At 35.8% G+C, this 19,083-nt stretch carries 21 protein-coding genes and 1 pseudogene; 16 read left to right on the forward strand and 6 right to left on the reverse strand.

Going from position 1 to position 19,083, the window contains the following annotated elements:
* Positions 1–36: 36 nt before the first annotated feature.
* Both H9655_RS04300 and H9655_RS22875 read left to right on the forward strand, forming a co-directional pair.
* Positions 37–360, forward strand: coding sequence for a DUF4870 domain-containing protein (locus H9655_RS04300; RefSeq protein ID WP_191811190.1), 324 nt, complete (start codon positions 37–39; stop codon positions 358–360).
* 414 nt (positions 361–774) lie between these two features.
* A pseudogene (locus H9655_RS22875) lies at positions 775–1,068 on the forward strand (YkoP family protein).
* Between the two features lie 239 nt (positions 1,069–1,307).
* Here the strand turns inward: H9655_RS22875 and H9655_RS04305 are convergent.
* The 5 genes from H9655_RS04305 to H9655_RS04325 all read right to left on the reverse strand — a co-directional run bounded on the left by H9655_RS04305 (position 1,308) and on the right by H9655_RS04325 (position 6,579).
* Complete coding sequence (locus H9655_RS04305) at positions 1,308–1,946, reverse strand: DUF421 domain-containing protein (protein ID WP_225230403.1); 639 nt, start codon at positions 1,944–1,946, stop codon at positions 1,308–1,310.
* 585 nt (positions 1,947–2,531) lie between these two features.
* Positions 2,532–3,188 (reverse strand): Type 1 glutamine amidotransferase-like domain-containing protein, encoded by a 657-nt coding sequence (locus H9655_RS04310; protein WP_191811192.1) that lies wholly within the window; start codon positions 3,186–3,188, stop codon positions 2,532–2,534.
* Between the two features lie 578 nt (positions 3,189–3,766).
* Positions 3,767–4,150 (reverse strand): hypothetical protein, encoded by a 384-nt coding sequence (locus H9655_RS04315; protein ID WP_225230404.1) that lies wholly within the window; start codon positions 4,148–4,150, stop codon positions 3,767–3,769.
* Positions 4,151–4,274: 124 nt separating this feature from the next.
* Positions 4,275–4,760 (reverse strand): DinB family protein, encoded by a 486-nt coding sequence (locus tag H9655_RS04320; protein WP_191811194.1) that lies wholly within the window; start codon positions 4,758–4,760, stop codon positions 4,275–4,277.
* Between the two features lie 523 nt (positions 4,761–5,283).
* Positions 5,284–6,579 carry an IS110 family RNA-guided transposase gene (locus H9655_RS04325; protein WP_191811196.1) on the reverse strand — a complete coding sequence of 432 codons (1,296 nt, stop codon included), beginning with the start codon at positions 6,577–6,579 and terminating at the stop codon, positions 5,284–5,286.
* 408 nt (positions 6,580–6,987) lie between these two features.
* Between H9655_RS04325 and H9655_RS04330 the strand changes: the two genes are divergently transcribed.
* The 4 genes from H9655_RS04330 (at position 6,988) to H9655_RS04345 (ending at position 9,797) form a co-directional block, all read left to right on the forward strand.
* Positions 6,988–7,860, forward strand: coding sequence for a patatin-like phospholipase family protein (locus H9655_RS04330; RefSeq protein WP_191811199.1), 873 nt, complete (start codon positions 6,988–6,990; stop codon positions 7,858–7,860).
* A gap of 123 nt (positions 7,861–7,983) precedes the next feature.
* The gene (locus tag H9655_RS04335; protein ID WP_191811202.1) at positions 7,984–8,754 is read left to right on the forward strand and encodes a hypothetical protein; all 771 of its coding nucleotides are present in this window, start codon (positions 7,984–7,986) and stop codon (positions 8,752–8,754) included.
* Positions 8,755–8,833: 79 nt separating this feature from the next.
* Positions 8,834–9,406 carry a TlpA disulfide reductase family protein gene (locus H9655_RS04340; RefSeq protein ID WP_191811203.1) on the forward strand — a complete coding sequence of 191 codons (573 nt, stop codon included), beginning with the start codon at positions 8,834–8,836 and terminating at the stop codon, positions 9,404–9,406.
* A 79-nt stretch (positions 9,407–9,485) separates the two neighbouring features.
* Positions 9,486–9,797 carry a hypothetical protein gene (locus H9655_RS04345; RefSeq protein ID WP_191811206.1) on the forward strand — a complete coding sequence of 104 codons (312 nt, stop codon included), beginning with the start codon at positions 9,486–9,488 and terminating at the stop codon, positions 9,795–9,797.
* A 51-nt stretch (positions 9,798–9,848) separates the two neighbouring features.
* Here the strand turns inward: H9655_RS04345 and H9655_RS04350 are convergent, their stop codons facing one another.
* Positions 9,849–10,595, reverse strand: a complete 747-nt coding sequence (locus H9655_RS04350) for an SDR family NAD(P)-dependent oxidoreductase (RefSeq protein WP_191811208.1) — start codon at positions 10,593–10,595, stop codon at positions 9,849–9,851.
* Between the two features lie 209 nt (positions 10,596–10,804).
* Here H9655_RS04350 and H9655_RS04355 point away from each other — a divergent pair, with 209 nt between their 5' ends.
* The 10 genes from H9655_RS04355 (at position 10,805) to H9655_RS04400 (ending at position 18,964) form a co-directional block, all read left to right on the forward strand.
* Positions 10,805–11,425 carry a TetR/AcrR family transcriptional regulator gene (locus H9655_RS04355; RefSeq protein ID WP_191811209.1) on the forward strand — a complete coding sequence of 207 codons (621 nt, stop codon included), beginning with the start codon at positions 10,805–10,807 and terminating at the stop codon, positions 11,423–11,425.
* Positions 11,426–11,701: 276 nt separating this feature from the next.
* Positions 11,702–12,685 (forward strand): LacI family DNA-binding transcriptional regulator, encoded by a 984-nt coding sequence (locus H9655_RS04360; protein WP_225230405.1) that lies wholly within the window; start codon positions 11,702–11,704, stop codon positions 12,683–12,685.
* Between the two features lie 23 nt (positions 12,686–12,708).
* Entirely contained in the window at positions 12,709–13,617 is a 909-nt protein-coding gene (gene rbsK, locus H9655_RS04365; protein WP_191811212.1) for a ribokinase, read from the forward strand.
* Positions 13,592–13,981: a D-ribose pyranase gene (gene rbsD / locus H9655_RS04370; protein ID WP_191811214.1), complete on the forward strand. Its 390-nt coding sequence runs from the start codon at positions 13,592–13,594 to the stop codon at positions 13,979–13,981. The genes rbsK and rbsD overlap by 26 nt, the downstream gene beginning before the upstream one ends.
* Positions 13,981–15,477 (forward strand): sugar ABC transporter ATP-binding protein, encoded by a 1,497-nt coding sequence (locus tag H9655_RS04375; RefSeq protein WP_191811216.1) that lies wholly within the window; start codon positions 13,981–13,983, stop codon positions 15,475–15,477. The genes rbsD and H9655_RS04375 overlap by 1 nt, the downstream gene beginning before the upstream one ends.
* Positions 15,474–16,418, forward strand: a complete 945-nt coding sequence (locus H9655_RS04380; RefSeq protein WP_191811218.1) for an ABC transporter permease subunit — start codon at positions 15,474–15,476, stop codon at positions 16,416–16,418. The genes H9655_RS04375 and H9655_RS04380 overlap by 4 nt, the downstream gene beginning before the upstream one ends.
* 39 nt (positions 16,419–16,457) lie before the next feature.
* Positions 16,458–17,390 carry a ribose ABC transporter substrate-binding protein RbsB gene (rbsB, locus tag H9655_RS04385; RefSeq protein WP_191811220.1) on the forward strand — a complete coding sequence of 311 codons (933 nt, stop codon included), beginning with the start codon at positions 16,458–16,460 and terminating at the stop codon, positions 17,388–17,390.
* A 149-nt stretch (positions 17,391–17,539) separates the two neighbouring features.
* Positions 17,540–18,100, forward strand: coding sequence for a hypothetical protein (locus tag H9655_RS04390; RefSeq protein ID WP_191811222.1), 561 nt, complete (start codon positions 17,540–17,542; stop codon positions 18,098–18,100).
* Between the two features lie 119 nt (positions 18,101–18,219).
* Complete coding sequence (locus H9655_RS04395) at positions 18,220–18,408, forward strand: hypothetical protein (protein WP_191811225.1); 189 nt, start codon at positions 18,220–18,222, stop codon at positions 18,406–18,408.
* Positions 18,409–18,499: 91 nt separating this feature from the next.
* Positions 18,500–18,964: a YxiG family protein gene (locus H9655_RS04400; RefSeq protein ID WP_191811227.1), complete on the forward strand. Its 465-nt coding sequence runs from the start codon at positions 18,500–18,502 to the stop codon at positions 18,962–18,964.
* Positions 18,965–19,083: the final 119 nt, after the last annotated feature.

Consider the following 19,083-nt stretch of genomic DNA (forward strand, 5'->3'; position numbering starts at 1 on the left):
AGTACAAGAAGGAATAAGAGAAAGGGGAAAACAACAATGAAAGATTCACAAACAGACAGAATACTTGCTGCGGGCATTTATATTATTAGTTTCTTTACTGTATTTATAGGACCACTTGTTATTTGGCTTATAAAAAAAGATAGCTCAAAGCTTGTAGACTATCATGGTAGACAGTATTTTAACTTCCTCATTACTTACTTTGTTTATGGAATCATTAGTACGATCTTGATGTTAGTGCTCATTGGTTATTTATTAGCAGCGATATTTGGCATTGCGTTTATCGTATTTACCATTATTGCAGCTGTTAAGGCGTTTGAAGGGGAAGAGTATCGCATCCCGTTTATCATCCGTATCCTCTAATAAACGAGTAAATATAAAAGGCCAAAAAGAAAACGCGAACAAATCAATGTTCGTGTTTTCTTTTTGGCCTTTCCATTGTAAGCCGAATTATTGGCTTATAGAATAATATATATACTAATAAGGAACAAAGTAAATGATTGCTTCATTCATAGAGGAATGCTTATTCGGTGATTCTTTGATTTAAGTAGGTTTGGGTGTCAACGATAGGGTAGCTGATGTATAGAGATAATAAACACGTTTAATTTTGAAATATCATTCCATTATGCGTGTTCGTATAACAAGGTACAAAGGAAAAAATAACGTTAACGGACGGAACAGTAATAAATAAAATGATGTACTTCTAAGAATCCACCTACATAATGTAGAATTACTAAGGCAGATACAAGAATTTGATAGTGAAACAGAAAAGCTCCAATGATCTATAAAAAAGTTAAGGAATCACTTCTATTAATAGCTAAATGTATACAATTGCATGATAATGTTAATGAAATAAAGGGATTAGTCGGCATTACAATGCTTAAATAAAGTTGTGGGAAATTAGGGTTTGAAACATTTGCCATCCACAACCGATATTATAAATTATTGAAAAAGCTTTCGTGCTACCAATTTATTTTTTTTCTTCATAATAGTGTATCAAAAAGAGAAAAGCCATCTCCTATATATTTATTCATGTCGAAAGATCGCTTATATAAATATAAAAACATCTAATAAAATAGCTTAGCCTCAACATTTTCTTTTAGTTAACTTCTTCAAAGAAAAAAAGGATTGTCCGCGATTCTTGCTTCTTGCTATGCAAACAAAAAATTCCAGCTATTTAAATTGGAAAACATCCTGTCGGTTGCACCTGCTCATAGGAAAATAAGATCATGAGGAAGCTCAGGAATTATATAGGAATATACATAGGTCTTCCTTGTCATCTACGGTACCAAGCAGAATATCTTTGATGGTTATATTTGGATAGGTATCTTGAAGTTTTTATGAATCCATTCTTCATCCCTGCCTAATTGATGCAATTGTTTACAATCAATCGTTCCCTCTTTTATAACGGCATTTGGAAAATAAAAAGGTTTGACAGGTTGGCTAAATGTGACGGCTGTTAAAGGCATATGTTCCGTCTTCAGAAAGATGGAAACCTTGCCACCATGCTCCCATAAGGCAAGTGCGACTTTTTGGATTTCTTCAATATTCTTCATTCGCAATTCGGTCTGCAGTTCATCAAGTGAAATTCGGGCACGTTTCATATTACGGTTATTAATCATTCCATTTTCTATTAATGGAATCGGATCGGTGATAAACCACTTTCTAAAATGTCTAAAATGCAAACTTAGGTAGATTCCGATTATATACAAGATTAAAATAACACTCATTGTAATCATCGACCCTTCCAGACCTAATCCTTCATCGGACAGCGGATGGGCAATAATATTTCCAATAATCAGCACGATAACAAAATCGAGAAGTCCTACTTGGGAAAGGGAACGCTGACCCATTAATTTGACAAGTATGACGAAAAACACAAATCCAACAATGGCCCGGAGCATCCATTGGACAATAGTTAAAGATTCCTGTGAAGTGAAAAATTCCATAATCTTACACACCCTTTAAACAGAATTAGAAAAGAAGACTTATCTTGATCAGCCTGAATTCATAAGATAAGAAAATATATAATTTGGACAAACTGGTTTTAGCAGTGCCATGTCCGGCACGAAAGCTGAAGCAAGACTTCCCAAACCTCATGACTCTATAAGCGGGTATCGACTCGAGCGAAGTTTCCCCTGTATTTCCTTTTATCCCTCATTCTTTGTACTATTATTTTCCAATTAATAAAATTTATTACTATAAATTGATTCCAGCGGTTAGTTATTCTTTTATCTGAAACAGTGACAAGAAAGAAGATCGACTTTAATGACGATCTTCTGATTCATTCGTATTCAATTAACCTGTCCCGTTTGTTAAACAAGAAAAAAAGAACGCTCCAGCAATCCTCATCTTTAACTCTTGCATCCGTTAGTTCAATAAGAATTTAATTACTTTAACTAAATATTTTGTGGAAGGGTGAAGGAGAAAAATAGACGCAATTCAACACTCGTGCCAGTTCTCCTTCACTATATTTAAAATAGAGACGGTGCATAAAAAAATTAATTCAATTAAGCCATAGCGTTTCGCTAGAACTAGAGCGTCTCATCCAATTTCTGAATCTTTGAGTCGGAAATTAAATATACATTGCCAAAAATGTCGATTTTGTTTTCTTTTACACGTACAGCGCAATCTTTGTTTGACGCATAAATATTTATTTCTTCCGATAGGGGAGATAGTTCGCTTTGAACCAGTGCCATGTTATTTTCAAGATCAAAATGAGACAGGACGGAAAAATTATCAAGACCGATTCCGTCGTAAACAGAGCTCATTTCAACTTTATCTCCAAAGTTTTTCGAGCACAACCATTTAGCGGACATGTTGATTGCCCCAGCGCTTGCTCCCATTACAACGGCGTTGCTTTTTTTAATCGAATCCGATAATTCATACTCCATCAAAAAACCATTTTGATTAAGGATATTGCCACCCAACAAAAAAATGACGGAAGCATTTTGAATTATCGTTTGGGCATCTTCCTTCTGTAAGCGATAATTAATTAAATGATATTCATTAAACATAATGCCAGCCTGGTCAAGCCACGACCGTTCAGTAGCACCATCATCTTCAAAAACAGATGGATTCGAGCTAATCATAGCAAGCGATTTTCTATCAGTTATATCCTCCTGTAACGCCCTGCCCAGATTCTCTGAAAAAAAATTGTTAAACCAACCTAAATAATAGTGAGTTTTCATAAGTACCTCCTCAGCAAAGTGTAAATAACATTTATTCTTAAGTCACTCATTCTGTTTTCTTGTCACTCTCAATATGGCCGATTGTTAAACACAATTTAAACAACACTGTTCGACTAGCCTGCCCTGTTTGTTAAACAAGAAAAAAAGAACGCTCCAGCGATAATCATCTTTAACTCTTGCACCCGTTAGTTCAACAATTTTTTATAAGAAGATATAATAATTCCGCAAATCACTGTTACTCCTATAAAAGTAAACAAGTAAAGAAAAGGAGAATTAGCTTTACCAAAATCTACTCACTTTGAAGTGTCTCTACTTTTTCCCACGCACTTGATATATCTGGTTTGTAGTTTCTTGTTTTGATATAACCGTCTAACATCATACCGACTATATAGATTATATGAATTATAATTGAACCAATAAATGCTTGTATAATTATCTTCATTTAGACAACTTCATTTACATCTACATTACCATAATAACCCATGTTATTCTTCAAGTAACCTGCGTATTATGTTAATAACGACAAAGAAAAAAGCTGTCTCAGCAACCCTCCTACTTATACTTAATCACCCGTTTGTTTAAAACGATTGATGTTCTAATTCTTCATAATGCTTTTTAGGATTATCAATATTTTTTTCAATGAAATATTTAGCTTGCTGCTTGAACAGATTTATGTAAGAATCTTGGCTCATTGATAAATCTCCTAATTCATCAACACTTCCCTCGACTTGAAAGGTATTCGAGGTTACATCCACAACGACAGTCATATATGTTTTATTTTTATATGAGACCGTACCAACCACTTGTTTCTGTTCTAAATCAACCCTAGTAAATTCGTGTTTAACTCCTGTTGGTTTAAAGGTTGTATATCCAACATTAGATTTAAATGTGCTTTTCGTTATAAAGAGCAAGCCAACAAGTGTTAAAGAAAACAATAAAACTAAGTAAACTTTATTCCTCAATTTTTTCACTTTCACTAAGTAATTTTTACTTTCTGATTATTAATTCATATTATTGGTTATTGTGCTATACTGCCTCCTAGTACAACAAGAAAACAGATGCTACCTCTGCAAACCCTTTAATAAATTATTTTGTTGAATGAGAGGAAAGTCCTCTCCCGATAAGGTTTGCAGAAACCGGTTTCCTTCCCAATTCTCTTGCCCAAATTGATAATTGTCCTATATGGTGAATTTCGTGAGCAATGGCATGGCGCATAACTTCACCCCAAGTATCTGTTACAATTCTTCCATCTGGCAGGGTATCGTAAAATAATTGATTTTCCATACTTGCATCCCAATTGTTCACAAAGTTCTCTACTTCCATATGAAATTCTGCGTCCAATTTTCGAATCTTGTCCAAGCTGTTATAATAATCAAAACTCTCCTGAAAGTCCGCTTTTCCCTGTAATAGACGTATCCAGCTCCACTCGACATCAACAATATGGAAAAGTGTATGTAATATACTGCCCATACCACCAGTTCGATTTTGCAAAAGCTCTTCCTCACTTAAATCTTCACACCAGTTATACCAATCTTTTCGTATCATCCAGTTATATTTAAAAAGTGTTTGCAATAAAACCCCTCCGCAATAAAAAATATTAACCTTAAAATATACGTTTGGAATATAAAAAACTTTACTTACTATATACTATTTCTTCCATAGTTTAAATTCCTTGTTCAACTAACCTCCCTCAATAAACAAACACTTATCTCTTAATTACGCAGTTTTTCACCGTATTGCTATCTAACTTGTTTTACTTTACAGATTTGATTAGAGTGAAAAGTACACAATCAAGCTGTTTACGAAGAAAATGAGCGCAGGAAACTAGCCAACCTTCAGATGATTCCCAAAAGTTGGATAAATAGGTATGTACGCACCAATGGATGTCCACATCTCTTATGGAGGTCTACCCTCCCAAATCTCACAGAGTCTACGCTCCTACATTCCTTCGTTCAACCTTTCCATAAGGTGGATGTCGGTCATGCTGCCCCACAGGATCTAAGTCCTTACGTTAGTTGCGTTGCCAACTAATCCCATGCTGATTTTGTCTGTTCATCTTGTTAAATCTATTGGTTAATCGTTAGTTTAATAGTGATTAAGCTGCTATTGGTTCTTGGATAAATGCATGCATATGAGGGATGTCCTTCAACATCTTCTCCTCTTGAAACACAAACTGTTTCTTACCAATAGAGAATAGTATACGGATGAGCTTATTACACAAGGCAATTAAAGACTGCATCTTTTTTAACGGATTGTCAGGTCTCATTGTGTAGTAATAATGTAGGGCTTTAAAGGCTTTGTTCTTGGCTACTAGAATCATAGATGCTCGGAATAACAATGCTCGTAATTTCTTTCGACCACGTTTGGTTATTCTGGTTCTCCCTTTATGCTGACCTGATGTATTTTCTTTTAAGCTAAGTCCAGCCAGTTTAGTTATCTGGCGAGGATGATTGTATTCACTCAAATCGCCTACTTCAGCGAAGAAACCCGCCACTGTATCACGGCCAATTCCTGTTATTTTTAACATTTGATCAACGCCTGGAATATCTTGAAGTAGTGTATCCAGAGTTTGGTCAAGCTCTTCGAACTTTTTTTGAATGAGTTCATACTTTTGAATTAACGTTCTTAACTCCATTTTAGCCATCATGGCACCCTGACGGATGCCAATCGAGCGATTGGCTGCTTCTTTTAAGGCACGAATCTTCTTAATCCCTATACTGCGCTTCACTGCTTGCCTAAGGTATTCTAGTAATTCTTCTTCTGTATATCTCACCAGTTCTTCCGGTAATGCTTCCAGCTTTAATAAATGAAGAGCTGCCTTCCCTTCCCAACTTTTAAAAACGGTAAAGAACTCTGGAAAATACCGATCAATCCAGTTGTGTATCTGTCCTTGCACTATTTGTAAGTCTACATTTAATAGATCACGCAATTTCTTAGCCACACGCAGTTCTGCGAAAACTCCTTGTGGTATCGTTGGTTCGGAGTATCTACCATCTTTGACTAGTTGTGCAATGACTTTTGCGTCTTTAACATCATTTTTAGTGGGAGAATTATCGTCTAGTTCCTTACTGTGCTTGACGTGTAAGGGGTTGACCGTGACGAACTTAATCTGTTCCTCCTTTAGAATATGAGCTAAATTAAGCCAATAATGGCCTGTTGGCTCCATTCCAGTAATGACAGACTCCATTTCGTATGAATCTTTTATTTGATTAATCCAATTAATAAATGTCCTAATTCCTTCTTGAGTATTATCAAAAAAGCAAGTAGAACCTAGCTCTATTCCACGATAATCCTGTGCTCTAGCTACATGATGATGTTTGGCAATATCTATACCAATGATTAAGGTTTTTGATGTAATTTGAGCTATTTTATGATTTTGGTTATAATTCATTTTGAGACCTCCGAATAGATATTTTGTCCCTTTTAGCTAGCCGGCTTAGGACACATTTATCTTATCAAGAGGTCTTTTTTCTATCAAATTTCATTTTCACTTATTACAGGAATGCTGCCCGGTAGTTCAAGAAGAACGGACAAGATCACGATGTATGCTCTTCATTTTTAAACAACTTTATTATTTTTTAAATAACATTATTAATCGTGAACAGCTGACCGTGTTTAATAAAAGTAGTGGGGTAGCTTCTTAGCAAACTTTTTTATATTCACTAGGACAGAGTACTCTATGTTATTTTCGTTTTTTCAACATTTTATCATTCATGGCATACCTCTCTTTCGTAGAATAGACAAGACAAGCTTGTTATAATAGAACAAGGACTTTAATTAGAAAGGATACGTTGAGAGCATGAACTTACATCAAACAGCCCTTGTATTAGAAGGTGGAGGAATGAGAGGGGCTTACTCCGCTGGTGTTATGGAATTATTTTTGGATAAAGGTATGATTTTTCCATATGTAATTGGTGTTTCTGCAGGAGCAGCCAATGCTGCCTCCTATTTATCGAAACAAAAGGGCCGTAACAAGAAGGTAAGTGTGGAGTATGTATCTGATCCTAGATATTTATCCTTGCGAAATTATCGAAAATCTAAACAATTATTTGGGATGGACTTTATTTTTGGTGAAATTCCAAATAAGCTCGTTCCCTATGATTATGAAACGTTCTTTAACGGAGAAAGTGAGTTTATAATTGGTACAACCGATTGTTTGAGTGGAGAAGCTGTCTATTATGGGAAGAAAGACTATGGAGAAAACTTGTTGCTCCTATTAAAGGCATCAAGTTCATTACCTTTTATTGCCCCAGAAATTTCTTTTAATAACCGAATGCTACTCGATGGCGGTATTTCTGATTCTATACCCATTAGAAAAGCACAAGCAGATGGATATGATAAAGCTGTTGTTGTTTTAACACGTCCAAAAGGTTACCGAAAAAAACCGTCAAGAATGAGTTTTTTGTTACGAAGAAAATATCCACAATATCCAGGGCTTCAAAGAGCAATGATGAATCGTTACAAAATGTATAACGAAACCGTTGACTATTTAGAGAAGCAAGAAAAAGAGGGACAAGTGGTAATCATTAGACCTGAGACGGTGGATGTGGGAAGAATGGAACGAGACTTAAAGAAACTATCTGCCTTTTATGAGCAAGGTTATAAGGATGCAGAAGCTAGTTTATCAAGAATTGAAAAGTTGGTGAAAAAAGATAATTTCCTTCTCTCATGAAAGAGGAGAATTGTCTTTTTTTCTTTTGATTAGCGGTAAAAATGAATATTACTCATGATTTCCTTCTTTCTATAATAGATTGGTAGTAATTCATTTTTATGAGAGAATCGGGGTAGGAAGTTCATGAATATTCAGCAATATTATCAACAATCAGCACAAGCCTCTCTTAATGGTAGTTTACTTGCATGTATACCACTATGGTTATTAGTCATTTATCATAGTTTCTTTCAGGAGATCAGCGGGCTTCTTTGGTGGTGTTTGCCCTTTGTTTTATATAGTGGGATGTCTTATCAAAGCTATGTGTTAGCAAATAATCAAGCAAAGGTACGTTCACATACATTAACAAATAGTAAGCAAATCAATCTATTCTCACAAAGGGAATTTCTTATAGGGTTTTTACCAGCGCCGAATTTAAGACTATTATTATTTAATAGAGATGGTAGAACGGTTGGAGAGATACGTGATTTAGCTTTTCATAAATGGCGCTGGTTTTTGCCTACATTTGTCGACCGCTGGATATACAGAAATCGCTATGCATTATTTGTTGATCATAAGGTGCTTGCTACAATTACAGTGCGTAAACCTAATATCCAGATAGAATATAACGGTAAAACGATTCTTCTACACTATGACAATAATAAGCGCTTTATTTGTCAAAAAGATAGCCGAGCTTATACGCTAAGATATGAAAGGACTTTTATGAATTTATTGGTTCAATCTGAGAATGGGAGGGAGTTAGGGAAATTACAGAAAGGATGGATTCCGAGAGAATGGACGGAATCGTTCAAAGTAAACAACACCCCCTTTTTAACGATGAATCAACCTCTGACTGCAGATGAACAATTAATTTTTTATAGTTTATTAATCCTATATGTTAAAAACATTCAACATTAAAGTAAAAGATTCGCTAAAGTTGTCTCAACTATAGTATGATTAAGACAGTTTTGAAAAGTGTTCTAAGTTGAGGTGTTCTATGAGAAAGTTTTTAATCATTGCGGCTTCATTACTTATTATTTTATTGATCGTAGATCGGACTATTCTAAAGGACAAAGGTTTATTGTCACAAGTACAAATTGACCAATATGAGGAAATAGAAAACCCAGAAAATGTAGCTGTTGGCTTGAAAATTGGTGAGAAGGCACCTGAAATTCAGTTGGAAACACTGAATGGTGAGTCATTTCAACTAAGTGACTATGAAGGAAAGAAAGTATTACTTAATTTTTGGGCAAGCTGGTGCGGACCTTGTGAAGAAGAAATGCCTTATATGGAAAAAGTTTATAAAGAATATAAAGAAGACGGATTTGAAGTCATAGCTGTAAATATGACGAAAACGGAAAGAAACGAAACAAATGCCGCTGATTTCGTGAAAGAGAAAGAACTATCGTTCATCATCCCAATGGACCCTGAAGGCATTGTCTTAGATGACTATGAGGTGATTGCCTATCCAACGAGTTATTTCATTGATTCGGATGGGATTATTCGAAATAAAGTATTAGGTGCGCTAAATGAAGACTTCTTGGAAAAGGAAATTTTACGTTTACCATAGAGGATGTTTTCTAAAACGAATGTGTGGGTATAAATGTATGATAATATGTTATTAGATTAAGCATTAAGGGTGTGGAAAATTGAGTACATCAACAATTCTAAAATGGATAACAGGTGCATGTGAAGCGTTTCTTGGCATTCCTTTTCTCGGAGGGATTTTTATTCTCTCAAATGGTTGGGTGCCACTCATTGTTATGTTTTTCCTTCATGTAATCACACTTGTACTATCTGCAAGAGATGGAGTAAACAAGTACGGTAGTATCACAGGTATCATTACTTCTATTATTGGTTGGATTCCGGTTGTCGGAATGATTATGCATATCATTACAGCGTTGTTATTATTTGTAGATGCTGGCCTTAGTTCAAAAAAAAATAAAACGAATGTGTATTAAAACGAAACGAGCCGATGAAATAAGTCACGGCTCGTTTTTGTATAAGTTTTATTATAGGGCAGTCCAACCGCCGTCAATCACTAACTCTGTACCAGTGACAAATCTTGCTTCGTCTGATGCTAAGAAAAGGACACCGTAAGCGACATCTTCAGGGTTGCCGAAATAAGGCAACTGCGTATAAGTTTGATAGAACGGTAAGGCAGATTCCATGGAAGGAGCGGTCATTGGTGTTGAAATGATTCCTGGGTGTACAGAATTGACCCGAATATTTTCCTTTCCATATTCAACTGCTGCAGATTTGGATAAGACTCGTAATGCTCCCTTAGCTGCTGTATATGGACTTGTTCCTGCCATGCCAACTATGCCACCGATGGAAGAAATATTGACAATGGAACCGCTGCCATTTTTCTTTAATTCAGGGATGACATATTTCATGCCGATTACACAACCATTTAAGTCGATATCTAAAATTTTATTCCATTCCTCCATTGACATTTGTTCTAGTGTTTTAGGAGAAGCGACACCCGCATTGTTAATCAAGATATCGAGTTTACCAAATTGTTCAATGGTTTTATTTACAACTGCTTGCCATTGCTCCTCAGATGTCACATTATGAGCAAGGGCGATCGCCTCACCACCTGCTTCTTTAATTTCTGCAACTACTTTATTTAAGGTTTCCATTTGTAAGTCAGTCGCTACAACTTTAGCGCCTTCTTTCGCGAATAACTTTGCTTCTGCTGCACCCATCCCGTTAGCTGCACCAGTAATAATGGCTACTTTTCCTTCTAATCTTCTCATGATAAATAACCCCCATTTGGTAAAAATCTTAGAGCATATCGTACGATTTTTAATACAACTAGTTGCTTTATCAACAATCCGTTGATAATCTGATTATAACAACAGATGAAAAAATACAGCAATGAACAAAAAAATTGAGATTGTCGCATACTCAACAGTTTATTCATTTTTGTTTAAAACTAAGGACAATTAATACAAGGAGTAGAAGAATGTCGAAAAAAGAAAAAGTAGATCCACGTGTAGTAAGAACGAAGCGAATGTTGACTGACGCCTTAATTGCTTTAATAGAAGAACAAGGTTTTGAAAAAGTGACGGTGCAGGCAATTACAAAAAAAGCGATGCTAAATCGAGCGACTTTTTATCTCCATTTTACAGATAAATATGATTTGCTTGAACAAAGTACGGATGACATGATTGTTGAATTAAAAGAAGCCATGAAGACTTCTTTCATTGCAAGTAAAGGGACGTATGCTGCTGAAACACCAAATGAAAGCTTTATTCAATTATTTACCCAAATTGGCGCATATGATTATATATATAGAGTGTTGCTATCTGAAAGTACAATGCCTCATTTTCGAGATAAACTAACAACTGTGTTGAGCGAATTTATTGCAGATGGCATGACCGTAATGCAACCAGATGATAACTTATTAACCATACCGAGAGAGATGGCTATTCGCTTTTACGCCTCTGCGTTTTTAGGGGTAATTATATGGTGGTTAAAAAATGATTGTCCGTATACCGCTAAATATATGGCTGCGCAACTCATGAAAGTTACCATTCAAGGACCATATAAACAAATTGTGATAGAACAGAAACCCTCTTTATAAAAAGGATAGATGAAAATAAAGTTGACAAAATTTTAATAGATGATAAACTAAAAATGTGTAAACGGTTACAGATTTGTGTGTAACGCGTTACATATCAAATGAATAGTAATTAATTGATATTTGTTTTATTTCTGAAATATGTAACCCGTTACATACATTTCCTTATCATGTGGGAATAACGTTACAAATAATGAATGATTTCTATGTAACGGGTTACATACTATCTTTGGAAATAAGTATAATAACAGTATATAACAAGGAATTTTATGTAAGGTGATGATTCATATAGCCACAATTAAAGAAGTAGCAAAGTACGCAAATGTATCTGTTGCAACTGTATCGAGAGTGATTAATAAAAAAGGCTATGTCCAAAAGGAAACACAAACAAAAGTAGAAGAAGCAATCAAAGCATTAAACTACCGCCCTAATAATGTTGCGCGGAGTTTATTTAAAAAACAGTCAAAAATGATTGGCTACATTGTCCCGGATATTACTAACCCATTCTTTCCTCAACTTGTTCGTGCAGTGGAAGATGTGACGGTAGCACAAGGGTACACAACCTTTTTATGTAATAGTGATGACAATTTAGAGAAAGAACTAATGTATCTAAATAAAATGGCGGAAAATTATATTGATGGTGTGATCATTGTGTCTAATCATATGAATGAAAATCATCTCGCCAATTTACAAATACCCGTAGTTGCACTGGACCGTGTGTTTCATGAAAGTATTCCTTCTGTGACCATTGATAATTATCGGGAAGCGAAAAGAGCGGTTATGCATTTAGTTGAAAACGGCTGTGAGAAAATCGCCCATATTAGTGGTCCTGAAAATATTATCAATTCCCAACTAAGGAAGAAAGCGTATCAAGATGTCATGATGGCTCTTGATAGACCTATGTATATAAGTGAAGGGCATTATCAAATGAAAACAGCCCAAGAAGCAACATTTCGTCTTCTTCACGAACATAAGGATATTGATGCCATATTTACTGGTAATGATGTGATGGCAGTGGGTGCACTAAAGGCATGCACGAAGCTTGGAATAAAAGTACCGAACGAACTCCAGATTATCGGTTTTGATGGTATTGAGTGGACAGAAACTGTTTCACCAGAAATTACAACTATCGCTCAACCAATATATGAGATGGGCAAAAAAGCAGCAACAATGCTTTTGAATAGAATCAACGGTAATGAAGAAGGTCAGGACCATATTGTTTTCCCGACAGAATTAAAAATGAGAGAAACGACAAAGCATTAAAAAGACAGAAGGAGAGTGATTAGATGATTACAGTAATTGGAAGCATCAATATGGATCTAGTCACGGTAACAAATATAAATCCATCAATGGGAGAAACCGTGATGGGAGAATCATTTTTTACTGTGCCAGGTGGTAAAGGGGCGAACCAAGCAGTGGCTGCAGCTAAGCTTGGAGCGAATGTGAAAATGATTGGTAAAGTAGGCGATGACCCTTTTGGTCAGGAATATATGGATTATTTTAATGAGCTGCAAATCAATACGGAAAGTATCCAAGTAGAAAAAGGTGTCCGAACTGGAACAGCAAGCATTACAGTGTACAACCATGATAATAAAATAATTGTTGTACCTGGTGCCAATCATTTAATGACTAGTGAAGTCATTGAAACTTATCGCGATGATATTTTAGCGAGTGAATGGGTGCTTCTGCAATTAGAAATTCCATTATCTGCAGTAGAAAAAGTGCTAGAAATTGCGGCGGAAGGCAATGTTGGCGTCATTTTAAATCCTGCTCCTTTCCATCATATTCCTTCGCATTGGTTTGAGCTTGTGACCTATTTAACACCGAATGAATATGAAGCGAAACAATTATTCGAAGCGTATAAAAATGATGCGGAAGCAATTGAATTACTGAAAGAAAAACTTGTCATTACAAAAGGAAGTGAAGGGGCTGCGTTCTTTAAACAAGGAGAACTCATGACCATTCCTGCTGTAAAGGTAAAAGCAGTTGATACGACTGGAGCGGGTGATACATTTAATGGTGCTTTAGCTGTTGCCCTTGATGAAGGTTTAACATTAGACCAGGCCATTACTTTCGCTATAAAGGCTGCAGGTTTATCTGTAACGAAACTGGGTGCCCAAGTAGGGATGCCGATAAAAGCCGAAATTGAAAAAATGGAAGTGAATCATCATGAAGAAACAAGGAATGCTGAATAGTGAAATAGCGAAAGTCATCAGTGATATGGGCCATACAGATACGATTGTGATTGCTGATTGTGGGCTACCTATTCCAGATGGCGTGAAAAAAATCGACCTTGCTCTAAAGATAGGAACACCTTCTTTTCTAGACGTTTTAAATGAATTGGAAAAAGAACTAATGATTGAGCGAGTCACATTAGCAGATGAAATGAAGACAGATAATCAACCGCTATTCTTAACAATAAAAGACAAGTTCACTCATTGTGACTATGTGTCGCATGAAACCTTTAAGAAAGAAACAAAAAAAGCAAAGGCGATAATACGAACTGGAGAAGCATCCCCTTACGCTAACATCATTTTAACGTCAGGAGTGATTTTTTAATGAAGCAATCATCAATAATAGAAATGAAGAATATTCATAAATCCTTCTATTCAGTGGAAGTGCTCAAAGGCGTTGATTTTGACTTAAGAGCTGGGGAAATCCATGCACTTATGGGTGAGAATGGGGCAGGGAAATCAACCTTAATTAAAATCCTTACAGGTATCCATGAAAGCAATCAAGGTGATATATATTATAAAGGGAATAAGACTGTATTTTCTTCACCAAAAGATGCAGAAAAAAATGGCATTGCTGTCATTCATCAAGAGTTAAATATTATTCCTTATTTAACAGTGGCTGAAAATATGTTCTTAGGTAAAGAATTAAATACTTTCGGTTTATTAAAGACGAGAGAGATGAATGTAAAAGCAGAAAAGTATTTAAAGCGTTTAGGGATTGAAATGGATGTAAAACTGCCTGCTGGAGAACTTTCTGTTGGACAACAACAAATGATCGAAATTGCACGAGCAATCGCTGCCAATTCTGAGGTTCTTATCATGGATGAACCAACAGCCGCTTTAACAGATAGAGAGATTGATACATTATTTACTGTTATCGATCAATTACGAAAAGAGAATGTGGCAATCATTTATATATCTCATCGCATGGAAGAGATTTTTAAAATGTGTGACCGCATTACAGTTTTACGAGATGGGCAATCAATAGGAACGAAATATACCACAGACACCTCATTCGATGAAATCGTGAAAATGATGGTTGGTCGAGAAATTGGTGAGCGTTACCCAGCTCGGACAGCAACAATTGGTGATGTTTTTTTCAAGGTGGAGAACTTAAGTGTGAAAGGTCATTTTTCTAACATTTCATTTGATGTTAGAAAAGGTGAGATACTTGGAGTTGCCGGTTTAATGGGAGCTGGGAGAACGGAAATCATGGAAGCGATTTTTGGGTCAAGAAAGAAATCGTCTGGGAAAATATACTTGAATGGTCAAGAACTACACATTCGTGCACCAAAGCAAGCAATTGCTGCCGGTATCGGCTTTATTACAGAAGACCGAAAAGATGAAGGTCTGATACTTGGATTAAGTGTAAGGGAGAATTTAGCCGTTCCTAATTTAAAAGCGCTTTCGCAAAGTGCCATTATGTCTACTAAAAAGGAAAAAGCTTTCTCCAAAGAAATGATAGAGAAGTTAAAAATTAAAACAGCTGGTCCAGAACAAGAAGTTAAGAATTTAAGTGGTGGGAACCAACAAAAAGTGGTCTTTGGAAAATGGCTAGGAATCGATCCAACACTGTTAATTTTGGACGAACCTACACGTGGTGTCGATGTAGGAGCAAAAAAAGAAATATATACGATTATGAATGAAGAAACGATGAAGGGCCATTCCATTATTATGGTCTCATCTGAGTTGCCAGAGATACTAGGCATGTCTGATCGTATTATGGTGATTCATGAAGGGAAAGTAGCTGCCATTCTAGAAAAAACGGATGCGACTCAAGAAAAAATTATGGAAGCAGCAACAGGAGGGAACAAAGCATGAACAAAATTAGTAAAGGCATCGGCTCCATTCAAAAGCTAGGACCGGTTTTAGGTTTATTACTCATTATTATTATTTTATCGGTTATGAGTCCAAGCTTTACAACAGCTGACAATATACTTAACGTACTAAGACAAGTTTCAATTAATGCTTTAATTGCGTTTGGAATGACATTTGTTATCTTGACAGGTGGTATCGACTTATCAGTCGGTTCGATTTTAGCGCTATCTTCGGCACTGACTGCAGGTATGTTAGCAAGTGGTATGGATCCAATATTAGCCGTTCTTCTCGGTTTATTAGCAGGTGCTTTAATGGGACTTGTCAACGGTGTAATTATTGCAAAAGGTAAAGTCGCTCCTTTTATTGCAACATTAGCGACAATGACAATTTTCAGAGGGTTGACACTTGTTTATACAGAAGGTCGACCAATTACTGGATTATCTGATGCTTTTAGCTTTCAAATGATTGGTAAAGGTTATTTTCTCGGTGTACCATTTCCTGTTGTTACGATGCTGTTAGCATATTTATTTTTATACTTCTTATTAAAGAAAACAACGTTTGGTCGCGGTGTTTATGCGATTGGTGGGAATGAAGAAGCCGCTAAGCTCTCTGGTTTAAAAGTGGATCGCTTGAAAATGGGTGTTTATGCGATTTCAGGACTATTTGCTGCTGTAGCCGGAATTACGTTAACTTCTCGTCTTGACTCTGCACAGCCAACAGCTGGTACAAGTTACGAATTAGATGCCATTGCGGCTGTTGTACTTGGTGGGACAAGTCTTTCAGGCGGACGCGGATGGATCTTTGGTACATTAATTGGTGCTTTGATTATTGGTGTACTAAATAATGGTTTGAATTTATTAAACGTATCATCTTTCTACCAACAAGTGGTGAAGGGCGGCGTCATTCTATTAGCTGTACTAATTGATAGAAAGAAAGCTGCTTAACATATATGATTTGCAAACCTATGAAGGAGGAATACTCACATGAAAAAAATATGGAAGCTTCTAACTTTGGTTTTAGTAGTCGCTTTATTAGGTGCATGTTCATTAAATAATGGGGCTGATGATAATGAAGCAACTGGTAGTGATGAAAAAGCATCAGGTGAAAAAACAATTGGTCTATCAATTTCTACATTAAATAATCCTTTCTTTGTGACACTACGTGATAGTGCAGAAGCAAAGGCAAAAGAGCTTGGTTATGCGATTAAAACAGTAGATGCGCAAGACGACCCAGCAACACAAGTGAGTGATATTGAAGATTTAATTCAACAAGGGGTAGATTTATTAATTGTGAACCCAGCCGATTCAGCAGCGGTTGCTTCTGCCATTACATCAGCTAATAATGCAAATATCCCGGTTATTACTGTGGACAGAAGTGCTGAAGGTGGCGAAGTTGTCGCTCACGTAGCTTCTGATAATGCAGAAGGCGGTAAAATGGCAGGAGAATTTATCATTGAACAACTTGGTGGAGAAGGAAAAGTAGTAGAACTTGAAGGGATCCCTGGTTCATCGGCAGCACGTGAAAGAGGTGCAGGTTTTAACGAAGCAATTGAAGCATCTGACAATGTGGAAGTGGCAACAAAACAATCTGCGAATTTTGATCGTGCAGAAGGCTTAACAGTAATGGAAAACATCATCCAGAGCAATAATGATGTTCAAGCTGTATTTGCTCATAATGATGAAATGGCGCTTGGTGCTTATCAAGCACTAACGGCTGCTGGATTGAAAGATGTCATTGTTGTTGGATTTGACGCAACAGATGATGCCGTCGCGGCAGTAGAAGGTGGCGACATGGCAGCAACAGTCGCTCAAAAACCAGATAGAATGGGCGAGCAAGCTTTAGAAACAGCCAAAAAAGTACTCGATGGTGAAACAGTGGAAGAATTTATTCCTGTTGAGTTAGAGTTAATTAAATAAAGAATAAGATAGTGTTTGAATGAAGCGCGTGTCGATTCTGCTTTAAGGTGGAATGAACACGTGCTTTTTTTATTTTCTAAGTGAACGCAGGTGATGGAAAAACGTGTAAAAAAATATATAGTCGCTTATTTAGAAATGAGTGTATAATTATGGTAATCATTATATTTTGTGAAGAATCGAGTGGTAGAATGATCCCTGCAAATAATTTCGGAGTTGATATGACGAACGCCGCAACGCCTTATTTTCAAGTAGTGAAGGACAATCGAATTCGGTTTGGTTTGGAGACATTCAGACAATATCCCGGTTTAGCAAAAAGCTTATTTCATCACCTATTTCCTATAGAGCAAAAGTTAGATATGACGTTTATTTCTGGTTATCAAGATATTGATAGCAATAGGGTAAGGAGAGAAAAGTTAAATTTACGTCGATTTTTCAAGATTAATAATTGGTCTAATAAAGTAGTTTGGCAAGAAGAAATGGGTTGTTATTTTGTCTATACAACGGTAAATCATGTGAAATCATCCGCGTTTTTTCGCTATACCCTTAAAATGGTTGATGGTCATACTTCGCTTTATATTTGTTTTGTGCATCACGATTGTTTATTTTATATTAGTTCTGATGTACTGGATATTGTTGCAAATGCGCATACGATAAGGAGATTAAAAGAACTATTTCCTGAAATGTATGATACTTTCTACGAAGATGATTAATCTTCTGTGAAAATTAGCAAATAATGTTATCGTCTTCAAAAAAATAAATTTCGTACTATTTACCGAAAAAACTGTTATATGTATCCGTTGTCCAATGATTAAAGGATAGGAGGAAAATGATGAATATAAACAGGAAAGATTTACTTAATGCTGCATGGATTATTGGAATTTGCTTTATACTGGGATCGTGTACGATTGCTGGAGCGATTGAGAGCAATAGTTCAGTGAATGATGATTATTATGAACAACAAAGATTCAATGACAATTTTGAAAGGTTTATTGAAATACTCGAAGCGAAAGGGAATTAAATAAAAGGGAAGAAAGAAAATGCTATGACTAAAATATGGCGGTAAATTGTGCTTTACACAGGTGAAAAGAAAAAAGTAAAGTGGTGATAAGATGTCTAGCGATTTAAATAGAATAAATACCTTATTTGCCGAAAAAGCAGAATATTGGGATTTAGATGATTTACAGATTGATTATTTGAATGAAACCATTTCTTTAAAATTACTCAGTTGTCATAAACAACAGATTAAGAAAACCTACATTTTTATAAAGGAAGTGATGTCGTTCTTTGTTTATCAAGAGGCTATTGAAGGGACGATACGTTTAAATGACCGTCGTTTTACTGAGGCGAATTTATTAAGCGAAATTAGTTATCACAACAATGGTTTTGGTCATATAAAAATTGAAAACTTAGAATCAGATCTGAAAGAAATCGAGAAATTACATGCAAAAACCAATTTCTATTTTCAAGTAAATAATAAAGACAATTTTTTCATTGAAGCCAATAGTGTGCAAATCAATGATGAACTGTTTGTAAACCTTCTTGCAGAAAGTGGAACACTTAAATATATAGACTGATGACCTTTGTACTGAGTGAAGAAAGAATGATTTTGAGATTCAGTATTGCTTTCATAAAGATTTAAAGATATGCTAGATGTAGAGACTATTATACATAATAGTAGTCTTGTAATTTCATA

Origin of the sequence: Cytobacillus stercorigallinarum (assembly GCF_014836495.1) — a bacterium.
Taxonomy (GTDB): Bacteria; Bacillota; Bacilli; order Bacillales; family Cytobacillaceae; genus Cytobacillus; species Cytobacillus stercorigallinarum.

Coding starts and splice junctions, on each gene's coding strand:
- H9655_RS04300 (WP_191811190.1), top strand. CDS start 37: ATGAAAGATTCACAAACAGACAGAATACTTGCTGCGGGCATTTATATT.
- H9655_RS04305 (WP_225230403.1), bottom strand. CDS start 1,946: ATGGAATTTTTCACTTCACAGGAATCTTTAACTATTGTCCAATGGATG.
- H9655_RS04310 (WP_191811192.1), bottom strand. CDS start 3,188: ATGAAAACTCACTATTATTTAGGTTGGTTTAACAATTTTTTTTCAGAG.
- H9655_RS04325 (WP_191811196.1), bottom strand. CDS start 6,579: ATGAATTATAACCAAAATCATAAAATAGCTCAAATTACATCAAAAACC.
- H9655_RS04330 (WP_191811199.1), top strand. CDS start 6,988: ATGAACTTACATCAAACAGCCCTTGTATTAGAAGGTGGAGGAATGAGA.
- H9655_RS04335 (WP_191811202.1), top strand. CDS start 7,984: ATGAATATTCAGCAATATTATCAACAATCAGCACAAGCCTCTCTTAAT.
- H9655_RS04340 (WP_191811203.1), top strand. CDS start 8,834: ATGAGAAAGTTTTTAATCATTGCGGCTTCATTACTTATTATTTTATTG.
- H9655_RS04350 (WP_191811208.1), bottom strand. CDS start 10,595: ATGAGAAGATTAGAAGGAAAAGTAGCCATTATTACTGGTGCAGCTAAC.
- H9655_RS04355 (WP_191811209.1), top strand. CDS start 10,805: ATGTCGAAAAAAGAAAAAGTAGATCCACGTGTAGTAAGAACGAAGCGA.
- H9655_RS04360 (WP_225230405.1), top strand. CDS start 11,702: ATGATTCATATAGCCACAATTAAAGAAGTAGCAAAGTACGCAAATGTA.
- rbsK (WP_191811212.1), top strand. CDS start 12,709: ATGATTACAGTAATTGGAAGCATCAATATGGATCTAGTCACGGTAACA.
- rbsD (WP_191811214.1), top strand. CDS start 13,592: ATGAAGAAACAAGGAATGCTGAATAGTGAAATAGCGAAAGTCATCAGT.
- H9655_RS04375 (WP_191811216.1), top strand. CDS start 13,981: ATGAAGCAATCATCAATAATAGAAATGAAGAATATTCATAAATCCTTC.
- H9655_RS04380 (WP_191811218.1), top strand. CDS start 15,474: ATGAACAAAATTAGTAAAGGCATCGGCTCCATTCAAAAGCTAGGACCG.
- rbsB (WP_191811220.1), top strand. CDS start 16,458: ATGAAAAAAATATGGAAGCTTCTAACTTTGGTTTTAGTAGTCGCTTTA.
- H9655_RS04390 (WP_191811222.1), top strand. CDS start 17,540: ATGGTAATCATTATATTTTGTGAAGAATCGAGTGGTAGAATGATCCCT.
- H9655_RS04395 (WP_191811225.1), top strand. CDS start 18,220: ATGAATATAAACAGGAAAGATTTACTTAATGCTGCATGGATTATTGGA.
- H9655_RS04400 (WP_191811227.1), top strand. CDS start 18,500: ATGTCTAGCGATTTAAATAGAATAAATACCTTATTTGCCGAAAAAGCA.